This window comes from Magnetococcales bacterium (assembly GCA_015231925.1).
Classification (GTDB): domain Bacteria; phylum Pseudomonadota; class Magnetococcia; order Magnetococcales; family JADGAQ01; genus JADGAQ01.
Genome location: JADGAQ010000005.1, coordinates 22,247 through 48,467, shown reverse-complemented (window position 1 = coordinate 48,467; position 26,221 = coordinate 22,247). Strand labels below are relative to the sequence as shown.

The window sequence follows — 26,221 nt, the reverse complement described above, 5'->3', positions numbered from 1 at the left end:
GTCCGTCCATGCCGCCACGGCGGGAGGCAGGGGGAGCGGGGAGCGGGGCGGCGGACACTCTTGCCCTGGCCCTTGCGGCCCAGCAGTCCGGACGCTGGCAGGAGGCGGAAAACCACTACCGCTCCCTGATGCGACGCTGGCCACGCGAGGTGGCCGGCTACATCAATCTGGCTCTGCTTTTGCGGCAGCACCGTCGATTTCCTGAAGCCATTTCCCTTTTGAAACGAGGTCACTCCTTCTGTGGGGGTGACGCCCGTCTCTGGCGCGTCACCGGTCTGGTCCTCCACGAGGCCGGTCAGGCGGCGGAAGCCCTCGCCGCTTACGGCAAGGCCCTCTCCCTCGATTCCTCCCAGGCGAGTCTCTGGAACGATTATGGTGATACCCTCTTGTCCCTGGGGCGCATGCCCGAGGCGGAAGAGGCTTTTCGCCGGGCCATCGCCCTGAACGGGCGCTTTGCCCCGGCCTGGAACAATCTGGGAGAGGTGTTGCGGCGGGGGCAGCGTGTCGCGGAGGCTCTGACCTGCTATGGACAGGCCGTTGCCTTCCAGCCGGAGGAGGGGCTTTACCACAGCCATCGGGGGGTCGCCCTGACCGAGCTGGGGCAATTCGATGCGGCCCTGCAATGCCATGACCGGGCCCTGGAGCGGCTGCCGGAGTCCCCCCGGGTTCACAACAATCGCGGCTTCACCCTCTGGAAAGCGCAACATCTGCAAGAGGCGGAAGCTGCCTTTCGCACCGCTTTGGCGCAGGATCCCTCCTTCGAAGAGGCGTTGTCCAATCTGGCTCAGCTGCTGCTGGACCGGCAACGTCCCGCCGAGGCGGTGTTCTGGCTGGAAAAAGCCCTTTTGCGCAACCCGCACCGGGTGGAAGTGCAGAACGGCCTGGGCCTGGCCCGCCAGGAACAGGGAGACCTGGTCGCAGCCTGTGAGGCTTTCGAAACGGCCATGCGTCTCGATGTCCGCCATGCCGGCGCGGCCACCAATCTGGGCAACTGCCTGGGAGAACGCGATCGTTGGGAGGAGTCCCTGGCCTGTTATCGGGAGGCGGTGACCCGCCAGCCCGATTTTGTCCAGGGATGGGTCAATCTGGGCAAAGGGTTGCACGACGCAGGCTGCTTCGAGGAGGCTCTGTCGGCTTATGACCGGGCTATCGCCCTGGAACCCGACAACGCCAAGGCCCGGCTGAACCGCGCTTTCACCCTGCTGCTTCAGGGACGTTACCCGGAGGGGTGGCGGGATTGGGAGTATCGCTGGGGCGACGAGCAGTTCCGTCCCTTCCGCAAATACCAGGAGATCCCCCTCTGGCAGGGTCAGGCTCTAAGCGGCAGGCGACTGCTGCTTCATGCCGAACAAGGGTTGGGCGATACCTTGCAAATGGTGCGTTTTCTGCCTCAACTGGCCTGCTTCGGTGGTGAGGTGGTGCTGGAATGTCAACCTCCCCTGCGGGAGATTCTGCAGGGGATTCCGGGTTGCGCGTCGGTGTTCGTTGCCCGGGAATCGCCGCCGGAGTGTGCCTTTCAGTTGCCGTTGATGTCTCTGCCCGCCGTGTTGGGGGTGACACCGGAGACCATTCCGGCAGCCGAAGGGTATCTGGGAAAGCGCCCGGAGGGAGCGACTTGGCCCCGGCCCCGGCGCATCGGATTATGCTGGCAGGGCAATCCCGGACATCGCAACGACCGCCGTCGCAGTATCCCCTTTGTCGTGTTGCAACCGCTTTTCCAGCTTGCCGACTGCGAATGGGTCAGCCTGCAGGCTGGTCCCGCCGCTGCCGAAGCGGATCGTCACTCCTGGGCGGCAGGATTGCAGCGCCCCTCTCTGGAACACTTCCGCCAAACACGATCCGTTCTGGGTGAACTGGATCTGCTGATCAGCGTCGATACCTCCGTGGCCCATCTGGCCGGGGCCATGGCTGTTCCGGTCTGGACCCTGCTCACCTGGGTTCCCGACTGGCGCTGGGGACTCGGCAGCGAAGAGACCCCCTGGTATCGCTCCATGCGCCTGATCCGGCAACCGCAACGGGGCAACTGGCCCTTGCTCATCGACACGGTGGTCCGGCGCCTGGAAATCAGGGCGGCGGAGGGGGCAGATCCTTGAAAAAGGAGGCGAAATCGGCCGTTGGCGGCGCTTCCGGTACCGGGTGGCGCAAGGCGGAGAGGATGCCGAAAACCAGAAGGATGGCGACACCACCCATCAGAATACCGCCCAGTTGCACCAGAATGGCGTAGCCCGCAAGCCCACCCAGCAGAGAGACCGTTCCCGCCAGATGCAGTCCCACTCCCCATTTGGCCAGCGGTTCGGGATAGAGATCTTCCATCATGGGGATCTGCACCAATCCCGCAAGTCGGCTGAAGCGGTGGAACCAGACCAGAAAGGGCACGATCTTGAACAGCATGGCCAGGGTGATGGATACCACGCCGCCCAGCAGATAGAGCACTCCGAAGAGCAACCGCAGGGTCTCCGACTCCAGTACGAACCATAGGGGCGGCAGCAACGTCGCCAGACCGGCGCAGCTCAAGCCGAAGATCCACAGCACCCAACTGGCGTCGACGATACGGCGTTTGCGTTTGGCGGCGGACTGCTTCAGCACCAGGGCATATCCGGCCACGGCGGCGTAGCCGGGGATCATGGCCAGCAGCAGCAGGCCGTGGGATTCGGGCCTGAGGAGGAGCAGGGGGGTGACGCCGACCAGGGAGAGGAAGAGCCCTCCCAGAATCCAGCGGGCGGGGACCACCGGGAAGAGGGGCATCATGTAGAACATGGGCAGGACCTGGAAGGATACGCCGATGATCAGCAGTCCCACCCAGCCGAAAAGCGCCCAGGCGACATGAAGGCCCAGCATGGCCGGGCGGTCGAAGCCCAGAAAGCCGTGGGCGTACTCCCCCAGAAAGGTGAGTCCCAGGATCAGCACCACCGCCAGCGCCGTCAGAGCCAGGGCCATGGCGTTGATGGTGGGATGTCGGGCCGGCGCGGCGGCCAGGGTGCGGGCGATTTGTCCGATGAAGAGGGTGAGGGCCGCCGCCAGGAAGAAGGAGGCTGCCAGCAGAAGCCAGCGATGCAGGCCGATGCCGATCTCCAGAACCAGGGTGAGGATGCCGAGGCTCAGGGAGGCGTGAACCCAGGGCGCCAGTGCGGGGTGTCGCACCGGCAGACCCGCCAGCACCGGCAACATTTGGTAAAGGGCGCCGCACATGATCATGGTGATCCAGCCCAGAACGACCAGGTGGGTGACGGCGATGGTCTGGGGGGACCAACGTTCCTGGAAGAGTTCCCCATTCCACACGATCAGGGCTCCCGCCGCCAACATCAGAAACAGGGGGGCGGTGAAAAAGAAGCGGAAGGGAATGTGCAACGGAGGTGCCTGATCGATATGCAGACCGGCGGCGGGTATCATTATCTGTTGCCTTTCGGGAGGAAGGGATAAATAGTTGCCGGCCCAAGAAACCGGCGGGGGTTGATTTTGGTCAAAGCGGCGGGTTTGTGGCAATGGAATAATTGAAGCGTGCGGAAAGGCCATTATTGAGGAGGTGTCGTGTGAACAAGGAAATCGATATCACGGGACAAGAGAACCCGGCAGCCCTGTCCACCTTGACGGCTGCGGTGAAGGGATTGGCCCAGGGGGCGTGCCTGGAGATTCGGGGGGAGAGGGCGCTGACGGGTTTATGCGGGGAGGTGGCCAAAGCATGCGGCGTGGAGCTGGACTGGTTCCACCTGCAACAGGGTCCGGGGCAGTGGCGCATGCAGCTTTGCCGCCGGGATGTCGCCGGAGGGCCTCGCGCCATTCAGGAGTATTTCATCCGGGATCACCGCCGTTGTGACGATCTTTTCGCCACCATGGAGGAGGCGGCTCAACAGGGTGATTTGGAACGGACCCGACAGTGGATGGCCCGGTTCCAGGTGGGCATGCTGCACCACTTCCGCATGGAGGAGGAGGTCTTCTTCCCGGCTTTCGAGAGCCGCACGGGCATGCGCCAGGGACCGACCATGGTCATGCGGATGGAGCATGAGCAGATGCGGGGCTTGATGGCCCAAATGGCTCAATCCCTGGAGTCCGGCCAACTGGATGGGGTGAAACGCGCCTTTTCCACCCTGTTGATGATCATGCAGCAGCACAACCTCAAGGAGGAGCAGATGCTCTATCCCATGGGCGACGCCCATCTGAGGGGTGAGGCCGACGAGGTGGTGAAGAACAGCATGGCTTTGTGAGTCGATCTTCCGGGGCCGGTTCCCTCCGGCCCCTTTTCCCGTAATTTCTCCGCTTCTTTCCGTTCTCCCTCCGGGACGCATTGCACTCTGTACCGAGAAAAATTAATATATTTTACCGATGCCTGTTTGTTGGACGGTGTCGGGGTGTGCTGCATCCCAGTTCCTCTCCCGGATCACTGCTTCGAGGTTGCGCGGGTGAAACTTCTCAAGGCGTTGCTGCTTTTGCTGGGGCTGGCGACGATTCTCGTCTTTGCCTATCTCCTGTGGCGGGGGGATGCGGAGATGGGGCGCCGTATCGTGGAAAACAATTGCGGCGTTTGTCACGATCTGACCCTGACCCGCAAAAACATCAAGGGCCCCTACCTGTGGGGTTTGGTGGGCAGACCTGCGGGCTCCGCCGAGGGGTTTGCCTACAGTGACGCCTTTCTGTCCATGGCGCGAGAGAAATCCTTGGTTTGGACGCCGGAGAATATTGACAAATTCATGACTCATCCAGATTCGTTTATACCCAATTCAAAGATGACGGAAAAAAAGAAAACACACATTATCTCCTTTGACGGTATCGACAGCGAAGCGAATCGTCGGGACTTGATTGCCTTCCTGAAAACACTAAAGTAACTAAAGTCAAGTGAGGGTTGGATGACCACAACCATGGCCGATTTGGTGGAAGCCGTCCACCGGAATCTCAAACTTTCCAAGCAGGAATCCGCATCCGTGGTAGCCGATTGCTTCGAACTGATTCGTGAGCAGTTGGAGCAGGGGGATGCGGTGAAGTTGTCCGGATTCGGCAATTTCACCGTGCGCCAGAAGGTCTCCCGGGTGGGACGCAACCCCAAGACGGGGGAGGAGTTCGAAATTTCCGCCCGCCGGGTGGTGACCTTCAAACCGAGCCAGATTTTGAGGGAGAAGGTGGAGTGATTTGACGGGTGTTCAGGGGCGTACCAGCCAGGAGCAGGTGACCACCGCCGCAACCGTGCTGGCTACGTCACCGGCCAGACCGGCTAGAAGAGCCTGGCGGATGCGTTGAATCCGGACCGCGCCGAAGTAGACCGCCAAGACGTAGAAGGTTGTTTCGCTGGCGCCCTGCAGGGTGCTGACCAGCAACCCGACATAGCTGTCCGGGCCGTGTCGGGGATCCTGCATGATGGCCGTCATGACGCCGTAAGCGCCGGAACCGGAGAAGGGGCGCAGCAGCGCCATGGGCAGCGCCTCCGGGGGCAGACCGAGGGGTGTGGTCAGGGCGCCGAGGAGGGATACCAGCCAGCCCAACGCCCCACTGGCGCGGAACATGCCCACCGCGACCAGGATGGCCACCAGATAGGGGATGATCTGCACCGCGATTTGAAAGCCCTCCTTTGCCCCCTCCACGAACGCCTCGTAAATGCGCACCCTTTTCCACAGGCCAAACAGGAGAAACGACGCGGTCATTCCCGGCAGAACCCAGGGGGAGAGCGTCCGTCCGAAAAGCAGGGTCAGCGGAATGATGGAGAGGAAAAGAACCAGAGCGCTCCAGGTGATCCAGGGGGGATAGTCGCTCCGGGGCCCTTCGGGCTCAGGCTGATCCGGGGCGGATTCCCGGAAGCCCTCCGGGACGGGAGGCAAGGGGTAGAATCGCCGGGCCCAAAGGGCCACGGCCACGGAGACGACGGTGCCGAAGAGGGTGGCGATCAGGGTGGTGGGCACGATGGCGGCGGGATCCTGGGAGCCGAGGGAAGCGCGCAACGCCATGACGCTGGTGGGAAAGAGGGTCACCCCCGAGGTGTTGATGGCCAGAAAAAGCGTCATGGCGTCGGAGGCGGTGCCTTTGTGGGGATTCAGACGATCCAACTCCTGCATGGCACGAATGCCGAAGGGAGTGGCGGCGTTGCCCAGCCCCAGCATGTTGGCGGAGATGTTCATGATCATGGCCCCCATGGCCGGATGTCCGGCGGGAACCTGCGGAAAAAGCCGTACCAGGAGGGGGCGGATCAGTCGCGCCAGAATGGCCAGCGCGCCGCCCTGCTCGACGATTTTCATCAGTCCCAGGAAGAAGGCCATGATGCCGATCAGTCCCAGGGAAAGATCGACCGCGCTTTTGGCGGAACGGATCATCTCCTCGGTCAGGGCGTTCAGGGGTTGGGTGGCGGTCGCGACCAGCCAGCCGACCTCCTGGGCGGCGCCCACCAGGATCGCACCGAGTATCAGGATGACAAAGACCGCATTCATGTCCGCCCAACCTCCCTGTCCCCGTTTTTCGACATCCTCCCGCCATGTTGAAGAAAAGCCCCCGGCTTGGCAATGTCCGCTTCTCCTTTTTCGGCCCGGTTCGCGGCCTTTTCGGGAGATGCGCCCCTTTAACGCCCTGAACTCAGACCCTGTGTGATCGTTTATCCATGAAGCCAAACCGCCCCATCTCTTCGCTGAACCCCTCGGTTTCCCTGGACTGCCTGCCCAGTCGTCCCGGAGAACGAGGCATCCTGCAGCGTTGCCCCCTGGGGGCCATGGCCTGGTTGGCAGCGGAACGGGCCCGGACCCGTCGCGGCCTGACGGTGCTGGTGACTTCCCGGGCGCTGCAGGCGGAGATCGTCTTGCGGGAGATGATGTTCCACCTGCCTCCCGCCATGCGTCAGGAGGCGTTGTGGAACTTTCCCGCCTGGGAGGTTCTGCCCTACGAGCCCCTGTCCCCCTTCGGTCCACTGGTGGCGGACCGTCTCTCCACCCTGTTTCGCCTGCTGCGCCTTACCGGCAAGGTGCCCTTTGCCATGCCCTCCGAATCGGGCGGCATGGTGGTGGTGACCACCCCCGGCGGGCTCATGCAGCGCCTGATGCCTGCGGATGTCCTGGCCGCTTACGGCTTTCAGATTCGCCAGGGGGACGCCGTCGACCTGGAGGCCTTGCGCCTTTATCTGGTCAAGGCGGGGTATTGGGCCAGCAGTCAGGTGAAGGAGGCGGGGGAGTTCGCCATGCGGGGTGGCATTCTCGATCTCTTTCCCGCCGGGGCCGATGCCCCGGTTCGCCTGGAGTTCTTTGGTGACAGCGTGGAGTCGTTGCGCCTGTTCGATCCGGTGACGCAACGCTCCAGCGACCGCATTCCCGGCCTCGATCTGCTGCCGGTTTCGGAAATCATCTTCAATGACGCCAGTATCGCCCGTTTCCGCACCGCCTACCGCAGCGAATTCGGCGGCGCTTCCGCCAACGATCCTCTCTACCGGGCCGTTTCCCAATCGGAACGATTCCCGGCGATGGAACATTTTCTGCCCCTGTTTTACGACACGACGCTGACCTTTTTCGATTATCTGCCCGCCGATACCCTGTTTCTGCTTGACGAGGAGTTCGATGCGGAGATCCGGCGTCGTGGCGCGGAGATCGCCGAACGCTACCAGGTGCGAAAGGCGGGCGGCTGGTCGGGAGAGTCTCCCCTGAGGATGCTGCCTCCGGAAAAGTTCTACCTGAGCGTGGCCCAGGTCGAGGAGGCTCTGAAGACCTTTGCGTTGTTGGAACAGGGAAGCGGAGGGGAGGGAACGATCTGTGACATGGGTTTTTCCCCGCCCACCCTTCCGGGGGAGGAGGGTGCTGCGGGCGGTGTCGCCCGCTGGTGGCCCGCTCTGTCGAAGGCGCTGGCCGACGGTTACGAAATCACCCTGGCCTCCCGCACCCTGGGGCAGCGGCTGCGCCTGGAGGAGATGCTCACGGCCCATCACCTCCCCTGGGTGGCGGAAGAGAGCTGGGTTCAAAGTGGGCAACGGAACAGAAACACGATCCATCTGACTCTGGGCGATCTCTCCCTGGGCTGTCGTCAGGATGAGGTACGCTGGTGGTTCATCGGGGAGGATCTGATCTTTGGTCGCACCAGTCGGCGCGCCAAGACCGATCCGCGTTTCCTGGACCAGTTGCTGGCCAGTTTCGCCGATCTCAAGGATGGCGACCCGGTGGTGCATCTCGATTATGGCCACGGCCGTTACGGAGGGCTCATGCCCCTGGAGGTCGGCGGCATTCGCAACGACTTCCTGCTGCTGCGCTATCAGGATGGCGACAAACTCTACGTTCCGGTGGAAAACCTGGACCGGGTCAACAAATACACCGGCGGCGAGGAACCCCCCCTCGACAAACTGGGCGCCACCCGTTGGGAGAAGGTCAAGGCCAAGGCCAAAAGCCGCATTCTGGAGATGGCGGCGGAACTTGTGCAGTTGCAGGCCCTGCGGCAAACCGCCAAGGCCATCGCCTTTTCGGGTGAGGATCCGGTCTATCAGGAGTTTGCCGCCAGCTTTCCCTTCGAGGAGACCCCCGATCAGGAGGAGGCCATTCGGGCGGTGCTGGCGGACATGGCCCAGGACCGGCCCATGGATCGCCTCATCTGCGGCGATGTAGGCTTCGGCAAGACGGAAGTGGCGGTGCGTGCCGCCTTCCGCGCCGTCATGGATGGTCGCCAGGTGGCCATTCTGGTTCCCACGACCATTCTGGCGCAGCAGCATTACGACACCTTCTCCCGGCGCATGGAGGGTTATCCCATCGTGGTCGACCTGCTCTCCCGCTATCGGGATGCCCGGGAAATGAACGAGGTCATCGGAAAGCTGGCCTTTGGCGGGGTGGATATCGTCATCGGCACCCACCGTTTGTTGCAAAAAGACATCGTTTTCAAGGATCTGGGCCTGTTGGTGGTGGACGAGGAGCAGCGCTTCGGGGTGACGCACAAGGAGCGCATCAAGAAAATGCGTGCCGAAGTCGATATCCTCACCCTGACGGCCACTCCCATTCCGCGTACTTTGCATCTGGCCATGGCGGGGGTGCGCGACATCTCCATCATCGCTTCGCCACCGCCGGGACGACTGCAGATTCACACCATTGTCACCCCCGTTGACCGGGTGCAGATTCGGGAGGCCATTCTGCGTGAGTTGTTCCGGGGCGGGCAGGTCTTCTACGTTTACAATCAGGTGGAGGACATCGACCAGACAGCGGACAGCCTGGCCCGACTGGTGCCGGAGGCCAAGGTGGGGGTAGCCCATGGCCAGATGCCGGAAGGCCGGTTGGAAAAGGTGATGCTCTCCTTCTACCGGCAGGAGTTCAACCTGCTGGTTTGCTCGACCATCATCGAGAACGGGGTGGACATTCCCAGCGCCAACACCATCATCATCCACCGCGCCGATCGCTTCGGCCTGGCCCAGTTGCACCAGTTGCGGGGTCGGGTGGGCCGTTCCCGCCATCGGGCCTACGCCTACCTGCTCATTCCCCACGAACAGGGTATCTCGGCGGACGCCCGCAAGCGGCTGCAGGCCATCGAAAGCCTGGGGGATCTGGGGGCGGGTTTCATGCTGGCCACCCAGGATATGGAGATTCGCGGCGCCGGCAATATTCTGGGCAAGGAGCAATCCGGGCAGATTGAAGAGGTGGGCTTCGAGATGTATCACCAGATGCTGGGCGAGGCCATCCAGGCTTTGCGGGCCGCGGAGACCGGAGAAGCCGCGCCCGTGACCGGCAACGAGGCCATTCAGATCAATCTGCAGGTCTCCACCTTCATCCCCGATACTTATGTTCCCGATGTCAAGGAGCGGCTCAACCTGTACAAGCGTCTGGCCGGTTTGCAGGAGCCGGAAGCCATTCACGAGACCAGGGGAGAGTTGCTGGATCGCTTCGGCACCATTCCCGAATCGGTATTGAATCTGCTTAAGGTGTTGCAATTCAAGAGTCTGTGCAAACGGCTGGGTGTTCGCAAACTGGAAGCCGGGCCCAAGGGGGCAGTGGTTCACTTCGGCGAGAATGCCGTCGCAGACGGTCTCAAAATCGTGCAGATGCTGCGGGAGGGCAAGGGTTCGGTGATGTTCCAGCAGGATACCCGGGTGCTTTCCCTGCGCAATCGTTCCTGGGAGGATGGGCAACGCCGTTTGCGGGAGTTGGAGACCCTTTTGCGCAACCTGTTGCCGGCTCCGAAAGGGGCTTGACATGGAAGAGACCCCGCCGGGAGGTTTCATCGACCTGCACTGCCACATTCTGCCGGGAGTGGACGATGGTCCCGGTGAGATGGCCACGGCGTTGGCCATGGCCCGCATGGCGGTTGCCGAGGGCACGGGCACGTTGCTGGCCACGCCCCATTTCAAGGCGGACGGCTATGAGGAGACCCCCGAGAAGAGTCCACCGATATTTCAGCAACTGGTAGCGGCTCTGGCGGAGGAGGGCATTGCCCTGCAGTTGGGGCTGGCCGCGGAGGTCCATCTGGGAGCGGAGATCTTCGGCTGGTTGCGCAAGGGTCGGGTACCCTGGCTGAACCGGGTGGGGGAGCGGCGTTATCTGCTGCTGGAATTTCCTTTCGGAGGAGTGGAGCCGGGCCAGTCTTACATGACCGAGTTGCTGGTCAAACAGGGCATCACCCCGATCCTGGCTCATCCCGAGCGCATCCGCGATTTCCGTAAGGATCCCGACAGGTTGGGTCCTTTTCTGAAGATGGGATGCCTGACCCAGATCACGGCGGGGTCGCTGAGCGGACAATTCGGCGAGGGGGTGCGTCAGACGGCGGAAACGATTCTGGAACGAGGTTGGGTCACTGTCCTGGCCAGCGACGGCCACCACATCTACCGCCGCCAGCCGGTCCTGTCGGACGGCTTCCGCGAGGCGGCGAAATTGATCGGGCGCTCGGCGGCGTTACGTTTGGTGACCACGAATCCGCAGGCCATTCTGGCAGGAGAAGGTGTCTGTCAGTTTCGGTGAGATGATAGCCAAGTTCGACTGTTTGCTTCAGGGAGCGTTAAATACGCGAAAAAATATGCAGCAATAAAAACTATTTATTGTAATCTTTATCTTGTGTAGGGGTTTTGTTGCAGGCTTAGGAGATGAACATATCCTCCAGGGAGTCGGCGAAAAGGATATTTTCTCCCCAGGTTTCGATAAGTTCCAGGCTGGCGGATTGGATTCTGCTTGTGGCCCAATCCGGAATCTGCCCGAATTTGCGCCGGGCCTGTTTAAGTAGCATTGCTGCGGCTTCTTCCTGTCTTCCCTCCTGTCTTCCCTCCTGTCTTCCCTCCTGTCTTCCCTCCTGTCTTCCCTCCTGCCGACCGCGCTTCATCATCTCCTGGGCGAATTGGGACATCATTTCTTCTTCCTCCTCGGGACGCACCCTGTGGATGATCTCCCGCACCGTTGTTTCATCGTAGTTGCGAAACGTTTCCACCAGATAGCGCATCAGAATCCGGAAATCCTCCTCCGGTATGGCAATCATCGACTGAATCAGCACCTCTTTGGCGCCCAGTTGCAGACCGTCTCGCATGGCATACTTTGCCGCAAGCAACCAGGCCCGCAACCGGGGCTGATGAAAAAGCTCGCCATCTTCGATGCGGCCAAGATCCATCAGTGCGTAATGGAAGTTCAGCAGATAGGGCTTCCACGCCTCCTCGGCATCAACCAGTGACAGGAACTCGTCCGGAATCCGCCACTCTGCGGCCCCATGATACATCACAAAGGGAATGATTGCGGGAAGAAATTCCCAGTGCGGGTGTTCCCGTTCCCACTGCTTCAGCGCTTCCACCAAATACTTCGCCAATTGCCAGGCGATGTGCGGCTCCGGCAGGCTCTTGTGTTCGATCAGAACATAGAGCAAAACCACCCGACCTTGGAGAGTCCTCACCTTGAAAAGGCGATCCGTCAGATGGGAGCGCAAGGCCTCATCGACGAAGGTTCCCTCCACCAATTCCGGCGGGTCCGGGGCAAGGGATCCGGCGATCTCCTTGGGCAGGTGTTCCCGCAACAAGGTTCCCGCCCTTTCCGGATCGGAGAGGAGGGTTTTCAGCAACCGGTCGTGGGGGTGGGCGATGTCATTCATGACACTATGGGATCATGGCCATGCACAAAATGCAAGCCATGTCTTACTGAAGAGCGGAACGATGCGATTGTAAATTGATTCTCCGGTCCTTCCCCGTTCCTCTGATCCGCAGCGGATTCATCAAGAAGAAAAAACATCCTCCAGAGAATCGGCAAACAGGATATTCTCTCCCCAAGCCTCAATAAGATCCAGACTGGACGTTCCGATCTTTTCAGACACCCAATCGGGAGTCTGGCCAAACTTGCGGCGCAATTGCTTGAGCAACATGGCTGCCGCCTCCTCCTGGCGTCCTTCCTGGCGTCCTTCCTGCCAACCTTGTTGCCGACCGCGCTTCATCATCTCCTGGGCGAATTGGGACATCATTTCTTCTTCCTCCTCGGGACGCACCCTGTGGATGATCTCCCGCACCGTTGTTTCATCGTAGTTGCGAAACGTTTCCACCAGATAGCGCATCAGAATCCGGAAATCCTCCTCCGGTATGGCAATCATCGACTGAATCAGCACCTCTTTGGCGCCCAGTTGCAGACCGTCTCGCATGGCATACTTTGCCGCAAGCAACCAGGCCCGCAACCGGGGCTGATGAAAAAGCTCGCCATCTTCGATGCGGCCAAGATCCATCAGTGCGTAATGGAAGTTCAGCAGATAGGGCTTCCACGCCTCCTCGGCATCAACCAGTGACAGGAACTCGTCCGGAATCCGCCACTCTGCGGCCCCATGATACATCACAAAGGGAATGATTGCGGGAAGAAATTCCCAGTGCGGGTGTTCCCGTTCCCACTGCTTCAGCGCTTCCACCAAATACTTCGCCAATTGCCAGGCGATGTGCGGCTCCGGCAGGCTCTTGTGTTCGATCAGAACATAGAGCAAAACCACCCGACCTTGGAGAGTCCTCACCTTGAAAAGGCGATCCGTCAGATGGGAGCGCAAGGCCTCATCGACGAAGGTTCCCTCCACCAATTCCGGCGGGTCCGGGGCAAGGGATCCGGCGATCTCCTTGGGCAGGTGTTCCCGCAACAAGGTTCCCGCCCTTTCCGGATCGGAGAGGAGGGTTTTCAGCAGCCGGTCATGGGGGTGGGCGATGTCGCTTCCTGGAGTCATGAAGTCAATGCCTCTCCCCGCGTAGGGTTCCTTTGCATGGTCACGGCGATGGATGCCACCTCGCCTGAGCTGTTCAGGGTCACGTCAGCTTGATGATCTCCCGATGCACCACCTCTTCCGGACGGCGGCTGATCTGTTCGGCGGAGTCGGCCAGGCAGATATCCACCGTGTAGGGACCGACGGCCTGGATGAAGAGCTTCTTGTCGGAGAGACCCGGCAGAAACTCCAGTTGGCGCTCCTTGAGTTCCACGGAACCACGCGGCAGGTTGCCCAACCCGGCCTGGGGGGAGGTGGAATAGACCATGATGAAGACATCCCGGGTGGGCACGCCCAGCTCTTCCCACTCGTTGTAGGGGCCGTTCTGATGCAGCACCGGGAAGAAGAGTTCCTTCTGGATGCGACCCACATAGAGGCGGAACGGCGCCTCGCCAAGGGTGCCTTCGGCGTTGGGGCCGATGGCCATGAGTTTTTCCCCCGGAATCAGCTTCAACAGACCGATGGCCACACCGGTCTTGGCGGTGGGGCGATAAGGGTTGTCCTTGTCGCCCACCGGAGGACGATGCACGATGAAGCGGGGGAAGGGAATGGACTTGCGCACCTTTTCCAGGCCGGGTTTGCGTTCCACCCCCTGAACCGGGGGATCCCAGCCCACCATCTTCTCCTGAAGAATCGCGGCGAACAGCGACTGCACCAGCAGCGAACGGCTGGCGTTGCCCGCCTGCAGGATATGGAGGGTGTCCGGCAGCATCTCCCGGCTTTCGAAAGCCTGTTTCATGGCGATGAAGAAGCGCTGAATGCCCTTGCCGACCCGTTGCACCAGGAAGTGGTTGAGGCGGTTCTGATCGATTTCGAAGGTGACGGCGACCTTTTTGCGATCCCGGGTCAGCAGTTCCAGGTCGATCTTGTGGAGGCGTTTTTCGGGGGCGAGCGTTTGCACTTCCGGGGGAATGATGAATTCATTGCCGAAGATGACCTCGTTGAGAACATCGCCGATGACATCGGAACGCCGACGCGGCTTTTTGTTGCCCGAAGCGGAGAGGGTCTCCTGTTTGGGGTCCACATCCCAGTTGAAGGCTTCCCAGATGAAGCGCACCCGGGCGGCCAGCAGGGTGGAGTTGGTCTGGGCCACGTTGGAGTGGTCGATGAAGAGTTCGTCACCGGGAAAACGTTCCGTCTCCGGGGGACGGGTGAAGGAGATGTGGTGCTGGCGGCACAGTTCCAGATTCTGCAGGAAGGCCAGAAAGGCGATGTGAGCCACCAGGTTTTCGCCACCCAGATACATGTCGCCCGAGGCGCCGAAGTGGTGAATGACCTTCTCGAAGCCGCGTTTCTCCTCGTCTGGCTTGGGCAGGCGGAAGATGCCGAAATCGAAGTCGGTGGAGCCGCCACCGAAATCGAAGACGGCGTAGGCGGTGCCCTCCTTGGCGGCTTTGATCTGCAGTTCCGTCAGGGCGCAGGCGGCGTAGGCCGCCGGTTCGGAGGCTTCTTCCCGCACGGAGAAGCGGCTCATGCGCGAACTGGCCAGCAAGGCGGCGGGCAGGCTGCGCTGCAGTCCCCGTGCGAAAGCGGAGAGAATCTTGCGCTTCACCTCCCGAGGGTAGGTGATGGGGAAGGTCATGAAATATTCGAGGAAGAGCCCGTTGGAGCGATGGTTGATGAACAGCCCCAGATAGTAGGCATACAGTTCGATGGGATCGAAGGGATCCTCCTCGGAGATGGCCAGGGGTTGCCCAGGCACCGGCGAGGGCAGGGTGGCCAGGGGCACTTCCAGTTCGGTGCCGGTCTCCTGGTCGGTGAGGCGCAGGGGACGCTCCTCGCTGGCGTTGAGGGGCCATTGTTTGATGGCGGTGAGGATCGAGGCCACGATGCGTTGATCCGCCTCGTTGGCGCGAAACATCTCCAGCGCCTCGTGGGAGAACTTGAAGTGATCCCAGCGGGTCAGGGGGCGATAGGCTTCGGCGTGCCAGGGTACCAGCAGCTCCGGCAGATTGATGAAGGCCAGGATGGTGGGGTTCTGGTAGTCTTCGGGGCGCGGTTTCTGAAAGAGGTCGCTCAACCCGACACGCAACAGGGTGGTCTGTCCGTGTTCGCGGCAGGCGACAACCGTCGAGCTGGTACCGAAGTCGATGGCCACCACGCCGTCGCGCACATCCATTTCGGGGTTGCGCGCTTCCCAGGGCTCCTCCAGCTCGACTTCCACCCAGCCGGTTCCCGGTGGCTTGACCGGTTGGTGCAGCTCCCACAGGCCTTTGCTCATGTCGTAGAGGTAGGAGGGCTCCAGTACCGGCAGGCGGGCGCGAAGATAATCCCCTTCCAGAAGCTGCTGCTTGATCAGCCGCATGGAGGGGGGGGCCAGTTTGGCGCCCTTTTTACTCAGGGCCATGGTCAGGGTGTAGAGTTCCTTCAGTTTTTCCTCGACCCCGTCGATACCCGAGGGCACCAGGGAGTTGGCCACCAGGAAGGAGAAGATGTCGCGTTGCGAAACCGGATGGAAGGGAATGACGCCGCAGGTCTCCTGGGAGGTGCCCTCCTGGCCGGAGCCCATGGTGACGGTGTGGTACCCTTTGCCGCCACGGGCCTGGGTGCTGGAATAGAGTACCTGTCCCTTGAGCTTCTTGCCGTCCCGGAAGAGGGGTTCTTCGGCCACGGTGCGCAACTGCTCCAGGGAGGGGATGGTCCAACTGCGGAAGACGTAGGTCTTCAGATTGGCCACATGGCGGAACATCTCCTCGGCCTGGGCCTTGAACTGATAGAGCAGCCACAGCCCGTTGAGCTTGTTGTCGAAGTAGAGATGGGGATGTTTCTGAAAGCCGATGAAACGATGTTTGGTCAGCAGGGTCAGGAGTTCTTTGCGCAGGAGCTGCAGCTTCCGCTTGGCGTCCTGGTCCATGACGGGCTGGATCTGGGTCACCAGGCGGTCGGCACGAAACCAGATTTTTTTGACCTTCATCGTTTGGCCCCATGGGCTGAGTGTGGAGGTGACACGTCGGGCAGATTCATCGGAACGGGTCGGCATCCGGCTATTGTATCCCAGATGGCGGTGTCGAAGAAATTGCCTTTTTTAATGACGCATGCCAATTTTCGGCGTGGGCGGTATCCCCCGGCCACTCCCTGGCCGGACCGGCGAACAGGAGTTCCACATCGGGCCAGACCGGGTGTACCGAAGCCAGAATGGTGCGCACCGCCTCTCGCGGCTCTGCGGAACTCTCTTCCCAAGAGGCGAGGGCATCTTCCGCCTTCATGCCAAAAAGGGGCCATTCCCCCACGTCCTCCAGATAACTTTTTGCCAGGGCAAAAGCGAAATAGGGCAGATCTTCCGAGGAGGCCAGCCGGGCCATGTGGTGCTGCCGGTCCGGTGGATCCCCTTCGGCGGTGACCACGATCCACTCCTCTCCGGCGCTGTCGGAGTGGTTGGCCAGTACCTCCGGCGGCAGGACGGCCAGTTGCAACCAGTGGTGGTAGCGTTCCTCGCGATTCATGGCTCTTTCTTCCGGATTATGTTATCTATTGATCCTATTTTCCTATTGTTGCCCGTTCGACGGGTTCCTGCCAGTCTTTCCGGTGCGCCTTGTCATGATTTTTTCTCCGTGTCGTGTGGCGCCTTCGCCGTTTCGCGGGCAATTTCCTCTTGAAGCCGGCCTGAGCTATCTCAACCACGCCGGGGTGGCTCCCATTCCCTTGCGCGCCGTAACGGTCGTGCGGGAGATGTTGGAGGAGATGTCCCGTTTCGGGGCATTGCGTTATCCGAAACTCGATGCCTGGCGAGACCGGGCGCGAGACCGGGCTGCCGCTCTGTTGGGAACCGGACGGGATCGGATCGCTTTTCTCTCCAGCACCTCCGAGGGGCTCTCGTTCGTGGGTCTGGGGCTGGATTGGCGTCCGGGGGACGAAGTGGTCACCACCGATCAGGAGTTTCCTTCCAATGCGCTGATCTGGCGGGACCTGGCCCGTCGTTTCGGCATCCGGGTGGTGCAGGCCACTTCCGAAGCCGATGGAGCCGTCTCCACCGCCGCACTTCTGGATCGGGTGGGGTCGCGTACCCGGGTGGTGGCCATCAGCTCGGTGCAGTACGCCACCGGCGCCGTGGTTGATCTGGCGCACCTCGGCGCGGCATTGCGCGACACGCCGGTATTGCTGGTGGTGGATGCCATTCAGAGTCTGGGGTTGTTGCCGCTGCAAGCCGAGGCGCTGGGCCTCGATGCAGTGGCCGCCGACGGCCACAAGTGGTTGTTGGGGCCGGAAGGGTGCGCTCTGTTCCACCTTTCGGCAAAAGCCCAGTCCGTGGTTGCGCCGCGTGTTCTGGGTTGGCACTCCCCCCGCAATGCGGGTCGCTACGACGAGGAGATCGCCGGGGAGTGGCAACCGGATCTGCGCCGTTTCGAGGCGGGTTCGCCCAATCTGCTCGGCATTGCGGCCCTGGCGGAGAGCATGGGGCTGCTGCTGGAGGTGGGGATCGGGGAAGTGGCCAGCCGGGTGAGCGGCCTGATGGCCCGCTTGACGGAGGGGCTGCGGGGGCTGGGTTGCCGGTTTCATACCCCTCTGGATGATCAGGGCCTTCCGGGGGCGGGCATTCTGGTCTGGTCCCATCCGAACCGGGATGCGGATGCGCTGCATCGCGCACTGATGGCCAAAGGGATCTATTGCGCCCGTCGCGGCAAGGGGGTGCGTTTTTCACCCCACTTCTATCTGGACGACCGGGATATCGACGGGGTGTTGCAGGTGGTGGCGGATCTGCTCTCAGAGTCCTGATCGGGCCCGAAGGGCTTGAAGCAGGGTGGTGAAATCCTCCGGCAGGGGGGCGTTGAAGTGCAGGCGTTCGCCGCTGGCGGGATGGTCGAAATGCAGGGCGGCGGCGTGCAGAGCCTGCCGGGAAAAGTCGCGGAAGAGGTGCTGCATCGCCACCGGCCAGCGAGACGGCGGCTGAAAGGGTTTGCCGTAGAGGGGATCGCCCAGCAGCGGGTAGCCGAGGTGGGAGAGATGCACCCGGATCTGATGGGTGCGCCCGGTTTCCAGACGACAGGCCAGCAGGGAGCAGGGGGGCAGGGACTCTTCCACGCGGTAGTGGGTGATGGCCTCCCGCCCGCCTTGCAGCCGCACCGCCTGTTTCTGGCGCTGCACGGGATGTCTGCCGAGGGGCAGGGAGATGGTACCCGTGAGCGGTTTCGGTGCGCCAACCACCAGGGCCAGATAGTGTCGGAAAGCGGAGTGGCTGGCGAACTGGGCTGCCAGATGACGGTGGGCGAGGTCGTGTTTGGCCACCACCAGCAGCCCGGAGGTATCCTTGTCGAGGCGGTGGACGATGCCGGGCCGTTGCATTCCGCCGGTTCCGGAGAGGGTGTCGCGGCCACAGTGGAACAGCAGGGCGTTGACCAGGGTGTCTTCCGTGTGGCCCGGAGCGGGGTGGACCGTCATCCCCGCCGCTTTGTCGATCACCAGGATATGATCGTCCTCGTAAACGATATTCAGGGGCAGTTCCCGGGGCAGGGCTTCGCTCACCGGGGGAGGGGGGCGGCGCAACAGCAGCACCTGCCCGGCAACGGCCTTGGCCTTGGCCAGGGGCGGTGAGGGATGGTCCAGAAGGTCTATACACCCTTCGGCCAGCAACTTTTGCACCTGGCTTCGACTCATGTCGGGCAGCAGCGCGGTCAACACCTTATCCAACCGCTCTCCCTGATGTTCGGGGGGAATGCGGATCAGAATCGGATCTTCTTCGAAAGGGGTATCATCCATCATGGGCAATAACGAGGTGGCGCGGTGAAGGCGGTCAAGATTCTGGTCATCGCCATGGGCATCCTCCTCGTGGCGGGATTGGTGGGGCTGCTCTTCATGGCCAATCGCAAATGGCAACAGGCCTCCTCCCCGGTAGAGGTCACCACCATCGCCCAACCTGTGCTGAAATCCGGGGAAAAGGTCTCCGCGATGGCGTCGGTGGAAGGGGGCCTGGCCCTGCTTCTGGAGGAGCGAAGCGGGGGCCAGGGCTTGCTGATCCTCGACGGACGGGGGCGGCTGCTGCGCCGCGTGGCTCTTTCCGCTCCGGCGGCTCAGGAAGGGGCTTTGCCGTAACCGAGGTAGTTGACCGCCGGATTTCGCGACAGGCTCCATTGAGCCCGCAGCGGGTTGAACTCCATGCCGGTGACATCCATGACCTGGATGCCCGCCGAACGCAGCCAACCCGCCAGTTCCGCCGGTTTGACCAGTTTCTGGTATTCGTGGGTGCCTTTGGGCAGCCAGCGCAGCACATACTCCGCGCCAACGATGGCCAGCAGCCAGGCCTGCCAGGTGCGATTGAGGGTGGCGAAAAAAAGATGTCCTCCCGGCCGCAGCAGTTTGGCACAATAGGAGAGGAAGGCGGCGGGTTGTGGAACATGTTCCAGAACTTCCATGACCAGTACCGTGTCAAACGAGGCGGGCTCCTCCTCCGAGAGGGCTTCCACCGATTGGACCCGGTAGTCGACCCGGGAGCCGCTCTGCTGCTGATGGGCTTTGGCCACGCCGATGATCTGAGGAGAACGGTCGATGCCGACCACCGAGGCTCCGGCGGCGTCCATGGCTTCGGAGAGCAGTCCGCCCCCGCAACCGATGTCCAGAATCCTCTGTTGGGCCAGTGTGCCGTGTTCGGAACCGGTGACCGTCCGCAGAATATAGGAGCAGCGCAGGGGATTGATTTGATGCAGGGGTTTGAACTTCCCCTCCGGATCCCACCACTCCTGGGCCATTTCTTCGAATTTGCGGATTTCCGCAGGATCCTCCATGGACATTTTCAGCTCCCTGACGATAATAAGGCGGTTACAATTTTAACCGGCATACATGTTGCAAACTTGCTAAACAAAATGAGAATTCCTGTCAAGAAATTGGCGAAGGCAAACGGGAACCAGCCTCTCCTTTGTGCCCAAGAGACAACGGGTGGCAAGATACCATGAAAAGTCTGCAAAGGAATACATCCACTGTGAATCATCGCGTTCCTGCCGGAATGGACCGTCGTCAGCTTCTTCGAGGTATGGCTCTCACCCTGGGGGGGCTGATGTTGCCCGTCAACTGGCTCCATGCCGCAGAGAATCCCATCGGGGTGCGTAATGCACGGGTTTGGACCGCGCCGGACCACACACGGGTGATTTTCGAGCTGGACAATCCCATTGAACATACCCTCTTCCGTTTGAGCAATCCGGAACGGGTGGTGCTGGACTTTCAGAATTCCAAATGGGAGAGCAACCAGCCGGTGACGGAGTTGAAGGACGAGGTGATTCGCGCCTTTCGTACCGGCGTGCCCCATTCCGGAACGGTGCGGGCGGTCTTCGAGTTGACCCAGGAAGTACGGCCCCGGTCGTTCCTGTTGCCTGCCGGGGATGGGCAGCCTGCCCGTCTGGTGGTCGATTTCTACCGCAAGGAGAACATGGAAGAGACCGCATCGTCTGCGAAGAACACCACCACCGCAGCGAAATCGGCCCATGGTGGCAAACGGGTCATCATGATCGATCCCGGGCACGGCGGCTACGATCCGGGCGCTATCGGACCCGCCGGCACCAAAGAGAAGGATGTGACCCTCTCTATCGGCAAGATGCTGCGGGATCGCATCAACCGGGTGCCCGGACTGCAGGCCATGTTGACCCGGGAGGGGGATTACTACGTTCCCCTGCGCAAGCGGGTGATGGCGGCGCGCAAGTACCAGGCGGAGATGTTCATGAGCGTCCACGCCGACGCCTTTCGTATTGCCAGCGTGCGGGGCGCTTCCGTCTACTGCCTCTCCGAAGGCGGCAAACCGGCTCCGGATAATCTGATCCGCGATCTGGAACGACAGGAGAATGAAGCGCAACTGATCTCCGGCGTCGACTTGAGCAAGGTGTCGGATACGGCGGTGCAGGAGATTCTGCTGGATCTGTCGCAACGGGATGCCATCAACAAGTCGATGGTTTTGGGCGAGACGCTGCTGCGCAACCTGGGCAACGTGACCAAATTGAAGTTCAAGTCGGTGAAACAGGCGGGATTCGCCGTGTTGAAGGCGCCGGATCTGCCGTCGGTATTGGTCGAAACCGCATTTCTGAGCAATCCGCACGAAGAGGAGATGCTGCGTCGCCCCACCCATCAGCGACGCATCGCCGATGCCCTCTTCGAGGGAACCCGCCTCTATTTCCAACAGACCCAGCGGGCCTGAGTTATTATCCCGTCTTATTCATAAATTTCCTCTGCAACCGGACCAGGCCAGGGTCGCGCCATGACGGCGTTGCGCTCGCTCGACGATCCTCACCGTGGAACGGCCACGGTTCCGGTCGTCGGGGCGTCGCGCGCCTTGTCCTGACGCTCCCTGGCCGGTTTCGCGACGAAATTTATGAATAAGACGGCATTATTCCGGATCGGGCAACAGGGTTCGGTCCGGGAACCAGGCCAGAGACTCTCTCAGCCGCACCACCTCTCCGATGGCGATAATGGCCGGAGGGGCCATTCCCGTTTTTTCCACATCCTCCGCAGCCCTTTCCAAAGTTGTCACCAGGGTTTCCTGCCGTGGTGTCGTGGCCCAGCGCACGATGGCTACCGGGGTTTTGGGGTCGCGCCCCGCTTCCATCAGACGACGGGTTACCCGATCGAGATACTGCATGGCCATGTACAGCACCATCACCGGGCTGGAGCGGGCGATCCCCACCCAGTCGAGGCGTGTGGCGTCGTTGGGATCCATGCCGACCAGATTTTCCGGGGCTTCGTGACCGGTGATCAGCATGAGGTTGGCGTTGCAATCCCGATGGGTGACGGGGATCCCGGCATAGGCCAATCCCGCGATGCCCGAAGAGAGTCCGGGCATGATGCGAAAGGGCACCCCTTTTCGGGCCAGGTACAAAGCCTCTTCGCCACCGCGACCGAAGATGAAGGGGTCTCCGCCCTTCAGGCGCACCACCCGTTTATTCCCGGCAGCCAGTTTGACCAGGGTTTCCGAGATGTCGGACTGGCTGGGGGAGGGGCGTCCGCCCCGTTTGCCGGCAAAGATCTTCTCGCAGGGTTCGGGGATCAGTGCCAGAATCTCTTCGGAAACCAGGGCGTCGTAGACCACCACGTCTGCGGCCTGCAGATATTTGAGCCCGCCCAGGGTGAACAGATCGGGGTTTCCGGGTCCCGCGCCGACCAGGGCGACGCAGCCCGGGGGAAGGAACTCGTTGTCGTTGTCATCCATGGCGGTCGATTTCTTCAGTCGGGGGAAGGAACGGTGCAGAGAGCATCCAGAACGGCGCACCAGGCTTTGGCCAGGTTGGCGGGGTTGTACCCTCCGCCTCCAACGGCAAGCACCCGGCCATGTCCGAACTCCTCGGCCAGTTCGCAAAGGCGTTTGGCGGCATGGCCATGGGAGGCGGGGCTGAGTTCCATGTGGGTGATGGGATCCCCCGAAATGGAATCGGCGCCGCACTGCAACAGGATGAATTCGGGGCGATGCTGGCGAAGCAGCTCTTCCACCCGGGGCCAGGCCTCCCGAAACTGGGCGTCCCGACAGCCGGGGGGCAGAGGGATATTCAGTTTGCGCCCTGCAGCGGCCCCTTTGCCACTTTCGTGGGCATGACCGGTACCGGGGTAGAGAAAACGACCATCTTCGTGCAGATCGGCGAAGATGAGATCCGGATCCGCTTCGAACGGATAGAAGACCCCGTCGCCGTGATGGGCGTCGATATCGACGTAGGCGATGGTTTTGAGTCCGTGCAGGGCTTTCAGGGCGGCGATGGCCACTCCGCAGTCGTTGAATACGCAGAAACCGGCGGCACGATCGGGACGGGCGTGGTGCAACCCGGCGATGGGCACGAAACCACGCCGCAAGGTGCCCTTCATCATGCGGTCGATCACATCCAGCACCGACCCGACCACCGAGGAGGCGGCTTCGTAAACGCCCTTGAAGGAGGGGGTGTCTCCCGCGTCGAGATAGCCGCTGCCCTTGAGGGAACTCTGCCGTACCCGCTCGATATGGGACTCGCTGTGGAAAAGGGCCAGATCGGCGTGACTGGCCATGTGGGGATCCAGTACGGTGACCAGGGCGTGCAGCCCCTGATGCTGCGCCTCATCCCAGAAGGCGCCCATGCGATGGGGGCCGAAGGGGTGGTGGTCGCCGAATCCGTATCGTCCAATTGCCTCGCCGATGGTGACGCCGACCACTGTTTTCATGGGTTGGTTACCGTATCATGACCACTTTTTGATAGAGGCCTCCGAAGTAGGTTTCCTTGCGCAGCTCGGAGGGCGCCAGTGCTTTGGGAACCCAATCCAGGATTTCCCGTTTCCACAGATCCAGGGCGAAGGGTTCCAACAGGCTCAGGATGGGAATCATGGCATAACGGAAAGGATTGAAGATCCAGGGGGCGTGATAATCCACGAAAACCACTTTGCCGCCCGGTTTGACCACACGCAAGGCTTCCTGAATGGTGCGGGCTCGGGCACCGGCGGGTTGTTCGTGAAGCAGAAAGAAGACCACCACATTGTCGAAGGAGCCTTCCTGGAACTGCAGGTTGGTGGAGTCCATGTGGTGCAGGCGGATATTGTCGGGACTGCCGATCTTGCGGGTCAGGTTTTCCAACTGCACCGGGGCGACATCGACCACGTCGAGATGGGCATCGGAGCCCAGGCGGGCACCCACCATGGGGGTGAAATCCCCGTAAACACAGGCGACCTGCAGGGTACGCCCGGAGATGGATTCTCCCAGTTCGTCGAGGGCCGCGTCGCGCAGCCGGGAGAAGTTGCCCCAGAGAATGGTGTTGACGATCCACTGCCGTTCGAAAAAGCGCACCCCGACCGGGTGGAGATAGGCCCACCAATAGGTTTGTTCGAGGTATCGCGGTACCAGGAGATCCTGGTGGATGTTGACAGAGGGCAGGTAATCTTTGGAAGTAGCGGGAAGGGTTGCCAGGGAACCGGAGGCATCCACCGTAGAAATCTGACTCATGACCAACCTCGTCGTTGGCGGGTCGCGTATGTGACTGAACACACGAGACACTGCGTAATCGGTTAGAGCAAAACGGGCTGGGACGGGTGGTCCGGGATCCGCAACGACCAGAACCGGGGGTCTTGCCTGCAACCAGCTTCGCTTTAACAAACAACCTGTTAGAGGTCTCGAAGGTGTGTCCGACCTCTGCCGGTGGCTTCGATCTTCCGGATCCATAAACGGCCAGAATGAGCGAAACAAGGGGAGCAACGCTATCGGATTTCACAGGCGAAGTCAATATCTCCACCCATAGCGACCAATAATTGAGCAGACCCTCCTCTCCGCCAGGTTTGTGGTGAGGAGGGGAGGTGGGGGTGTGAAAGGAGCGCAACGCTCTGAGGGGGTGGCGGAAACCTACAAATTAAGGCGCAGGACGATGCGGACGGAGGCGTCCGCGTCGGCAGCGTCCAGGTAGCCGATGGCCATGCGGTTTTCGCGAATTCGCCTCAGAACCTGCTGGCTCCCTTCGGCTGTTTCCGGGGGTAACACCCGACCGCTGAAGGTCAGGCGGGCCCAGTAACTGTTGACCTGATTCAGGGACATACCGTTAAGCCCCTTGAAGAAATGCTGCCGGATCGGACTGGCCCTGGATTGATCGATCACGGTGACGTAGGAGCCATCGGGAAAGGTGGTGGAACGGCCCAGAAACAGGTCGGAGACTTGGGAAGGGGTCAGGCTGGAAAGGCTGTTTTCGGCATTGACGACGACCGCGACCTCCCCGGCCTCCAGGATTCCGAGCGGAAAGCTGACTATGAGCGGAATCAATAACCGGTAGGGGATGAGATGTCGGAGATTGTTCATATTCAGAACATGAAATCCAGATTGACGGTGAAGCTCTGGACAGTCATATCCTGGGAGCGATCAATAAAGAAGCCGGGACGCAGCAGGTAACTGTTGGGGTGGATATGGGTGGTGTCCCACTGCCATTTCACGGCGGCGCGGCTGTCGAAATCCCAGCGCAGTCCCAGCGTCAGGGTCTCCTGATGTATGCGGCTGGAGTTGAGGGCGGTGATGGCGGCACTCTGCAGCCCGTTCAATCCTTCCGCCACCTCCGGAGGCAGGCCCTCTCCCCAGTTGGCGGCAGCGGTGTAAACGTCGACGTGGGGACGAATGGCTCCGACCATCAGGTAGGGTGTCCAGTCGCCCAGGCGTCTGGACAGACCCGCATAGGCCATATCGTTGTTGACATTCATCTCGATGGAAGAGGTCACGGTTCCGGCTTCGGCCTGAACGAGCCACTCCTTGTCGTCGTAACTGATACCGAGAGTTCGGAAGGCCATTTCGGCGTCCTTGAAACGCATGTTGCGGCGATAGTTCGCCGCCTCCGCGCTCACTCCCGGCAGACCGAGTTCGCCCACCGCGTCGAGAGCGGGATGAAGCGGGGCCAGTGGTTTGGCTTCGGTGCGGATGTTCAGATGCGAATAACCGGCTTTGATCAGCCAGGGGCCTGACTCGCGGGTCAGGGTGGCGGTCAGCAGCCGATCACTTTCGAGGGAGTAGACCTCCTCGTCCATGGGTATGCCGATGCCGATGCTGCGCCCGATCTGGGTCTTGAAGCGCCAGCGTTCCGGGTTTCCGGCCAGGGTATAGGCCAGATCGACTCCGTCCACGGCGTAAAGGGGTATCCAGCCGTAGAACTCCACCGGAGGACGCGCCCAGGGATAGCCGTAACCGAGATGACGCTGCTCCGACATCAGAAAGACGTCGTAGCCGAGGCGTCCCAGGCGAATATCGGCTTCCGGCTTGGGTTTGTAGGCCAGATAGGCCCAGTCCACATAGTGGGAGAATGTCGTGGTGATCTGGTCGCGCCAGACCAGTTGGGTCATGGCGGACAGCGTCGGAGTGAACTGATAACCTATTTGCAAACCCAGTCGGGAGTCCCGCAGCCAGGCATCGTTGCTGAACCAGGCGCCGTCGTCCGGTAGTGAATCCTTGGGGCGTTGGTTCAAATCGCGGACAAAGGCGGTCGTGGGGCTGTTGTCCACGTTGAAACCCAAGGTGCCGTACCCGTTGATCCGCCAGCGGCCGCTATCTTCGGCGTAAGCCGAAGCACCGGAAAACAGCGGTAGGAGGACGACAAGAGCTGCCAGATTGGGGGTGTGAGGGATCGAAATAGCCATATTCTCGTGTACGATGCGCCTGAAAGTCCGCTTTCCGGCAGAAATCGGCTTCATGCCGGGTGAAATCCTGACC

The 26,221-nt window shown here is 61.4% G+C and carries 22 protein-coding genes; 9 read left to right on the top strand and 13 right to left on the bottom strand.

Translation table 11 applies throughout. The annotated features are described in order from the left end of the window. Window positions 1-8: 8 nt before the first annotated feature. The gene (locus HQL56_01455) at window positions 9-2,093 is read left to right on the top strand and encodes a tetratricopeptide repeat protein (protein ID MBF0308178.1); all 2,085 of its coding nucleotides are present in this window, start codon (window positions 9-11) and stop codon (window positions 2,091-2,093) included. Here the strand turns inward: HQL56_01455 and HQL56_01450 are convergent. After that, a complete protein-coding gene (locus HQL56_01450) occupies window positions 2,065-3,390 on the bottom strand; it encodes a hypothetical protein (GenBank protein ID MBF0308177.1) in 1,326 nt (441 codons plus the stop codon). The genes HQL56_01455 and HQL56_01450 overlap by 29 nt on opposite strands. A 344-nt stretch (window positions 3,391-3,734) precedes the next feature. Here HQL56_01450 and HQL56_01445 point away from each other — a divergent pair, with 344 nt between their 5' ends. The 3 genes from HQL56_01445 (at window position 3,735) to HQL56_01435 (ending at window position 5,120) form a co-directional block, all read left to right on the top strand. Continuing rightward, the gene (locus tag HQL56_01445; protein MBF0308176.1) at window positions 3,735-4,202 is read left to right on the top strand and encodes a hemerythrin domain-containing protein; all 468 of its coding nucleotides are present in this window, start codon (window positions 3,735-3,737) and stop codon (window positions 4,200-4,202) included. Window positions 4,203-4,397: 195 nt separating this feature from the next. Then, window positions 4,398-4,820 carry a c-type cytochrome gene (locus HQL56_01440; GenBank protein MBF0308175.1) on the top strand — a complete coding sequence of 141 codons (423 nt, stop codon included), beginning with the start codon at window positions 4,398-4,400 and terminating at the stop codon, window positions 4,818-4,820. A gap of 21 nt (window positions 4,821-4,841) precedes the next feature. After that, on the top strand, window positions 4,842-5,120 hold the full coding sequence (locus HQL56_01435; protein MBF0308174.1) for an integration host factor subunit alpha: 279 nt from the start codon (window positions 4,842-4,844) through the stop codon (window positions 5,118-5,120). Window positions 5,121-5,132: 12 nt separating this feature from the next. Here HQL56_01435 and HQL56_01430 read toward each other — a convergent pair whose 3' ends face one another. After that, a complete protein-coding gene (locus HQL56_01430) occupies window positions 5,133-6,407 on the bottom strand; it encodes a spore maturation protein (GenBank protein MBF0308173.1) in 1,275 nt (424 codons plus the stop codon). A gap of 167 nt (window positions 6,408-6,574) precedes the next feature. On the opposite strand from HQL56_01430, the gene mfd reads away from it, so the two are divergent. Together mfd and HQL56_01420 are read left to right on the top strand one after the other, a co-directional pair. Then, window positions 6,575-10,117 carry a transcription-repair coupling factor gene (mfd, locus tag HQL56_01425; protein MBF0308172.1) on the top strand — a complete coding sequence of 1,181 codons (3,543 nt, stop codon included), beginning with the start codon at window positions 6,575-6,577 and terminating at the stop codon, window positions 10,115-10,117. A gap of 1 nt (window position 10,118) precedes the next feature. Next, entirely contained in the window at window positions 10,119-10,880 is a 762-nt protein-coding gene (locus HQL56_01420) for a capsular biosynthesis protein (protein MBF0308171.1), read from the top strand. 115 nt (window positions 10,881-10,995) lie between these two features. On the opposite strand, the gene HQL56_01415 is transcribed toward HQL56_01420, so the two are convergent. The 4 genes from HQL56_01415 to HQL56_01400 all read right to left on the bottom strand — a co-directional run bounded on the left by HQL56_01415 (window position 10,996) and on the right by HQL56_01400 (window position 16,565). After that, window positions 10,996-11,988, bottom strand: coding sequence for an Rpn family recombination-promoting nuclease/putative transposase (locus HQL56_01415; protein MBF0308170.1), 993 nt, complete (start codon window positions 11,986-11,988; stop codon window positions 10,996-10,998). Window positions 11,989-12,108: 120 nt separating this feature from the next. After that, the gene (locus HQL56_01410) at window positions 12,109-13,086 is read right to left on the bottom strand and encodes an Rpn family recombination-promoting nuclease/putative transposase (GenBank protein ID MBF0308169.1); all 978 of its coding nucleotides are present in this window, start codon (window positions 13,084-13,086) and stop codon (window positions 12,109-12,111) included. Window positions 13,087-13,165: 79 nt separating this feature from the next. Continuing rightward, window positions 13,166-16,036, bottom strand: coding sequence for a hypothetical protein (locus tag HQL56_01405; GenBank protein MBF0308168.1), 2,871 nt, complete (start codon window positions 16,034-16,036; stop codon window positions 13,166-13,168). Window positions 16,037-16,106: 70 nt separating this feature from the next. Next, a complete protein-coding gene (locus HQL56_01400) occupies window positions 16,107-16,565 on the bottom strand; it encodes a hypothetical protein (GenBank protein MBF0308167.1) in 459 nt (152 codons plus the stop codon). Window positions 16,566-16,659: 94 nt separating this feature from the next. Here HQL56_01400 and HQL56_01395 point away from each other — a divergent pair, with 94 nt between their 5' ends. Beyond that, on the top strand, window positions 16,660-17,835 hold the full coding sequence (locus HQL56_01395; protein ID MBF0308166.1) for an aminotransferase class V-fold PLP-dependent enzyme: 1,176 nt from the start codon (window positions 16,660-16,662) through the stop codon (window positions 17,833-17,835). On the opposite strand, the gene HQL56_01390 is transcribed toward HQL56_01395, so the two are convergent. Beyond that, complete coding sequence (locus HQL56_01390; protein MBF0308165.1) at window positions 17,824-18,816, bottom strand: RluA family pseudouridine synthase; 993 nt, start codon at window positions 18,814-18,816, stop codon at window positions 17,824-17,826. The genes HQL56_01395 and HQL56_01390 overlap by 12 nt on opposite strands. Before the next feature lie 24 nt (window positions 18,817-18,840). Here HQL56_01390 and HQL56_01385 point away from each other — a divergent pair, with 24 nt between their 5' ends. Then, the gene (locus HQL56_01385) at window positions 18,841-19,149 is read left to right on the top strand and encodes a hypothetical protein (GenBank protein MBF0308164.1); all 309 of its coding nucleotides are present in this window, start codon (window positions 18,841-18,843) and stop codon (window positions 19,147-19,149) included. Here HQL56_01385 and ubiG read toward each other — a convergent pair. Then, a complete protein-coding gene (gene ubiG / locus HQL56_01380) occupies window positions 19,128-19,844 on the bottom strand; it encodes a bifunctional 2-polyprenyl-6-hydroxyphenol methylase/3-demethylubiquinol 3-O-methyltransferase UbiG (GenBank protein MBF0308163.1) in 717 nt (238 codons plus the stop codon). The two genes, HQL56_01385 and ubiG, sit on opposite strands and share 22 nt — an antisense overlap. Before the next feature lie 188 nt (window positions 19,845-20,032). Between ubiG and HQL56_01375 the strand changes: the two genes are divergently transcribed. Next, window positions 20,033-21,235: an N-acetylmuramoyl-L-alanine amidase gene (locus HQL56_01375; protein MBF0308162.1), complete on the top strand. Its 1,203-nt coding sequence runs from the start codon at window positions 20,033-20,035 to the stop codon at window positions 21,233-21,235. A 189-nt stretch (window positions 21,236-21,424) separates the two neighbouring features. Here the strand turns inward: HQL56_01375 and cobA are convergent, their stop codons facing one another. The 5 genes from cobA to HQL56_01350 form a co-directional block, all read right to left on the bottom strand. Beyond that, the gene (gene cobA / locus HQL56_01370) at window positions 21,425-22,243 is read right to left on the bottom strand and encodes a uroporphyrinogen-III C-methyltransferase (protein ID MBF0308161.1); all 819 of its coding nucleotides are present in this window, start codon (window positions 22,241-22,243) and stop codon (window positions 21,425-21,427) included. A gap of 14 nt (window positions 22,244-22,257) precedes the next feature. After that, window positions 22,258-23,217, bottom strand: a complete 960-nt coding sequence (locus HQL56_01365) for an acetoin utilization protein AcuC (GenBank protein MBF0308160.1) — start codon at window positions 23,215-23,217, stop codon at window positions 22,258-22,260. A 7-nt stretch (window positions 23,218-23,224) separates the two neighbouring features. Continuing rightward, complete coding sequence (locus HQL56_01360; GenBank protein MBF0308159.1) at window positions 23,225-23,989, bottom strand: class I SAM-dependent methyltransferase; 765 nt, start codon at window positions 23,987-23,989, stop codon at window positions 23,225-23,227. Window positions 23,990-24,382: 393 nt separating this feature from the next. After that, on the bottom strand, window positions 24,383-24,829 hold the full coding sequence (locus HQL56_01355; protein MBF0308158.1) for a hypothetical protein: 447 nt from the start codon (window positions 24,827-24,829) through the stop codon (window positions 24,383-24,385). Between the two features lie 2 nt (window positions 24,830-24,831). Next, window positions 24,832-26,148: a hypothetical protein gene (locus HQL56_01350; protein MBF0308157.1), complete on the bottom strand. Its 1,317-nt coding sequence runs from the start codon at window positions 26,146-26,148 to the stop codon at window positions 24,832-24,834. Between the last annotated feature and the right edge of the window lie 73 nt (window positions 26,149-26,221).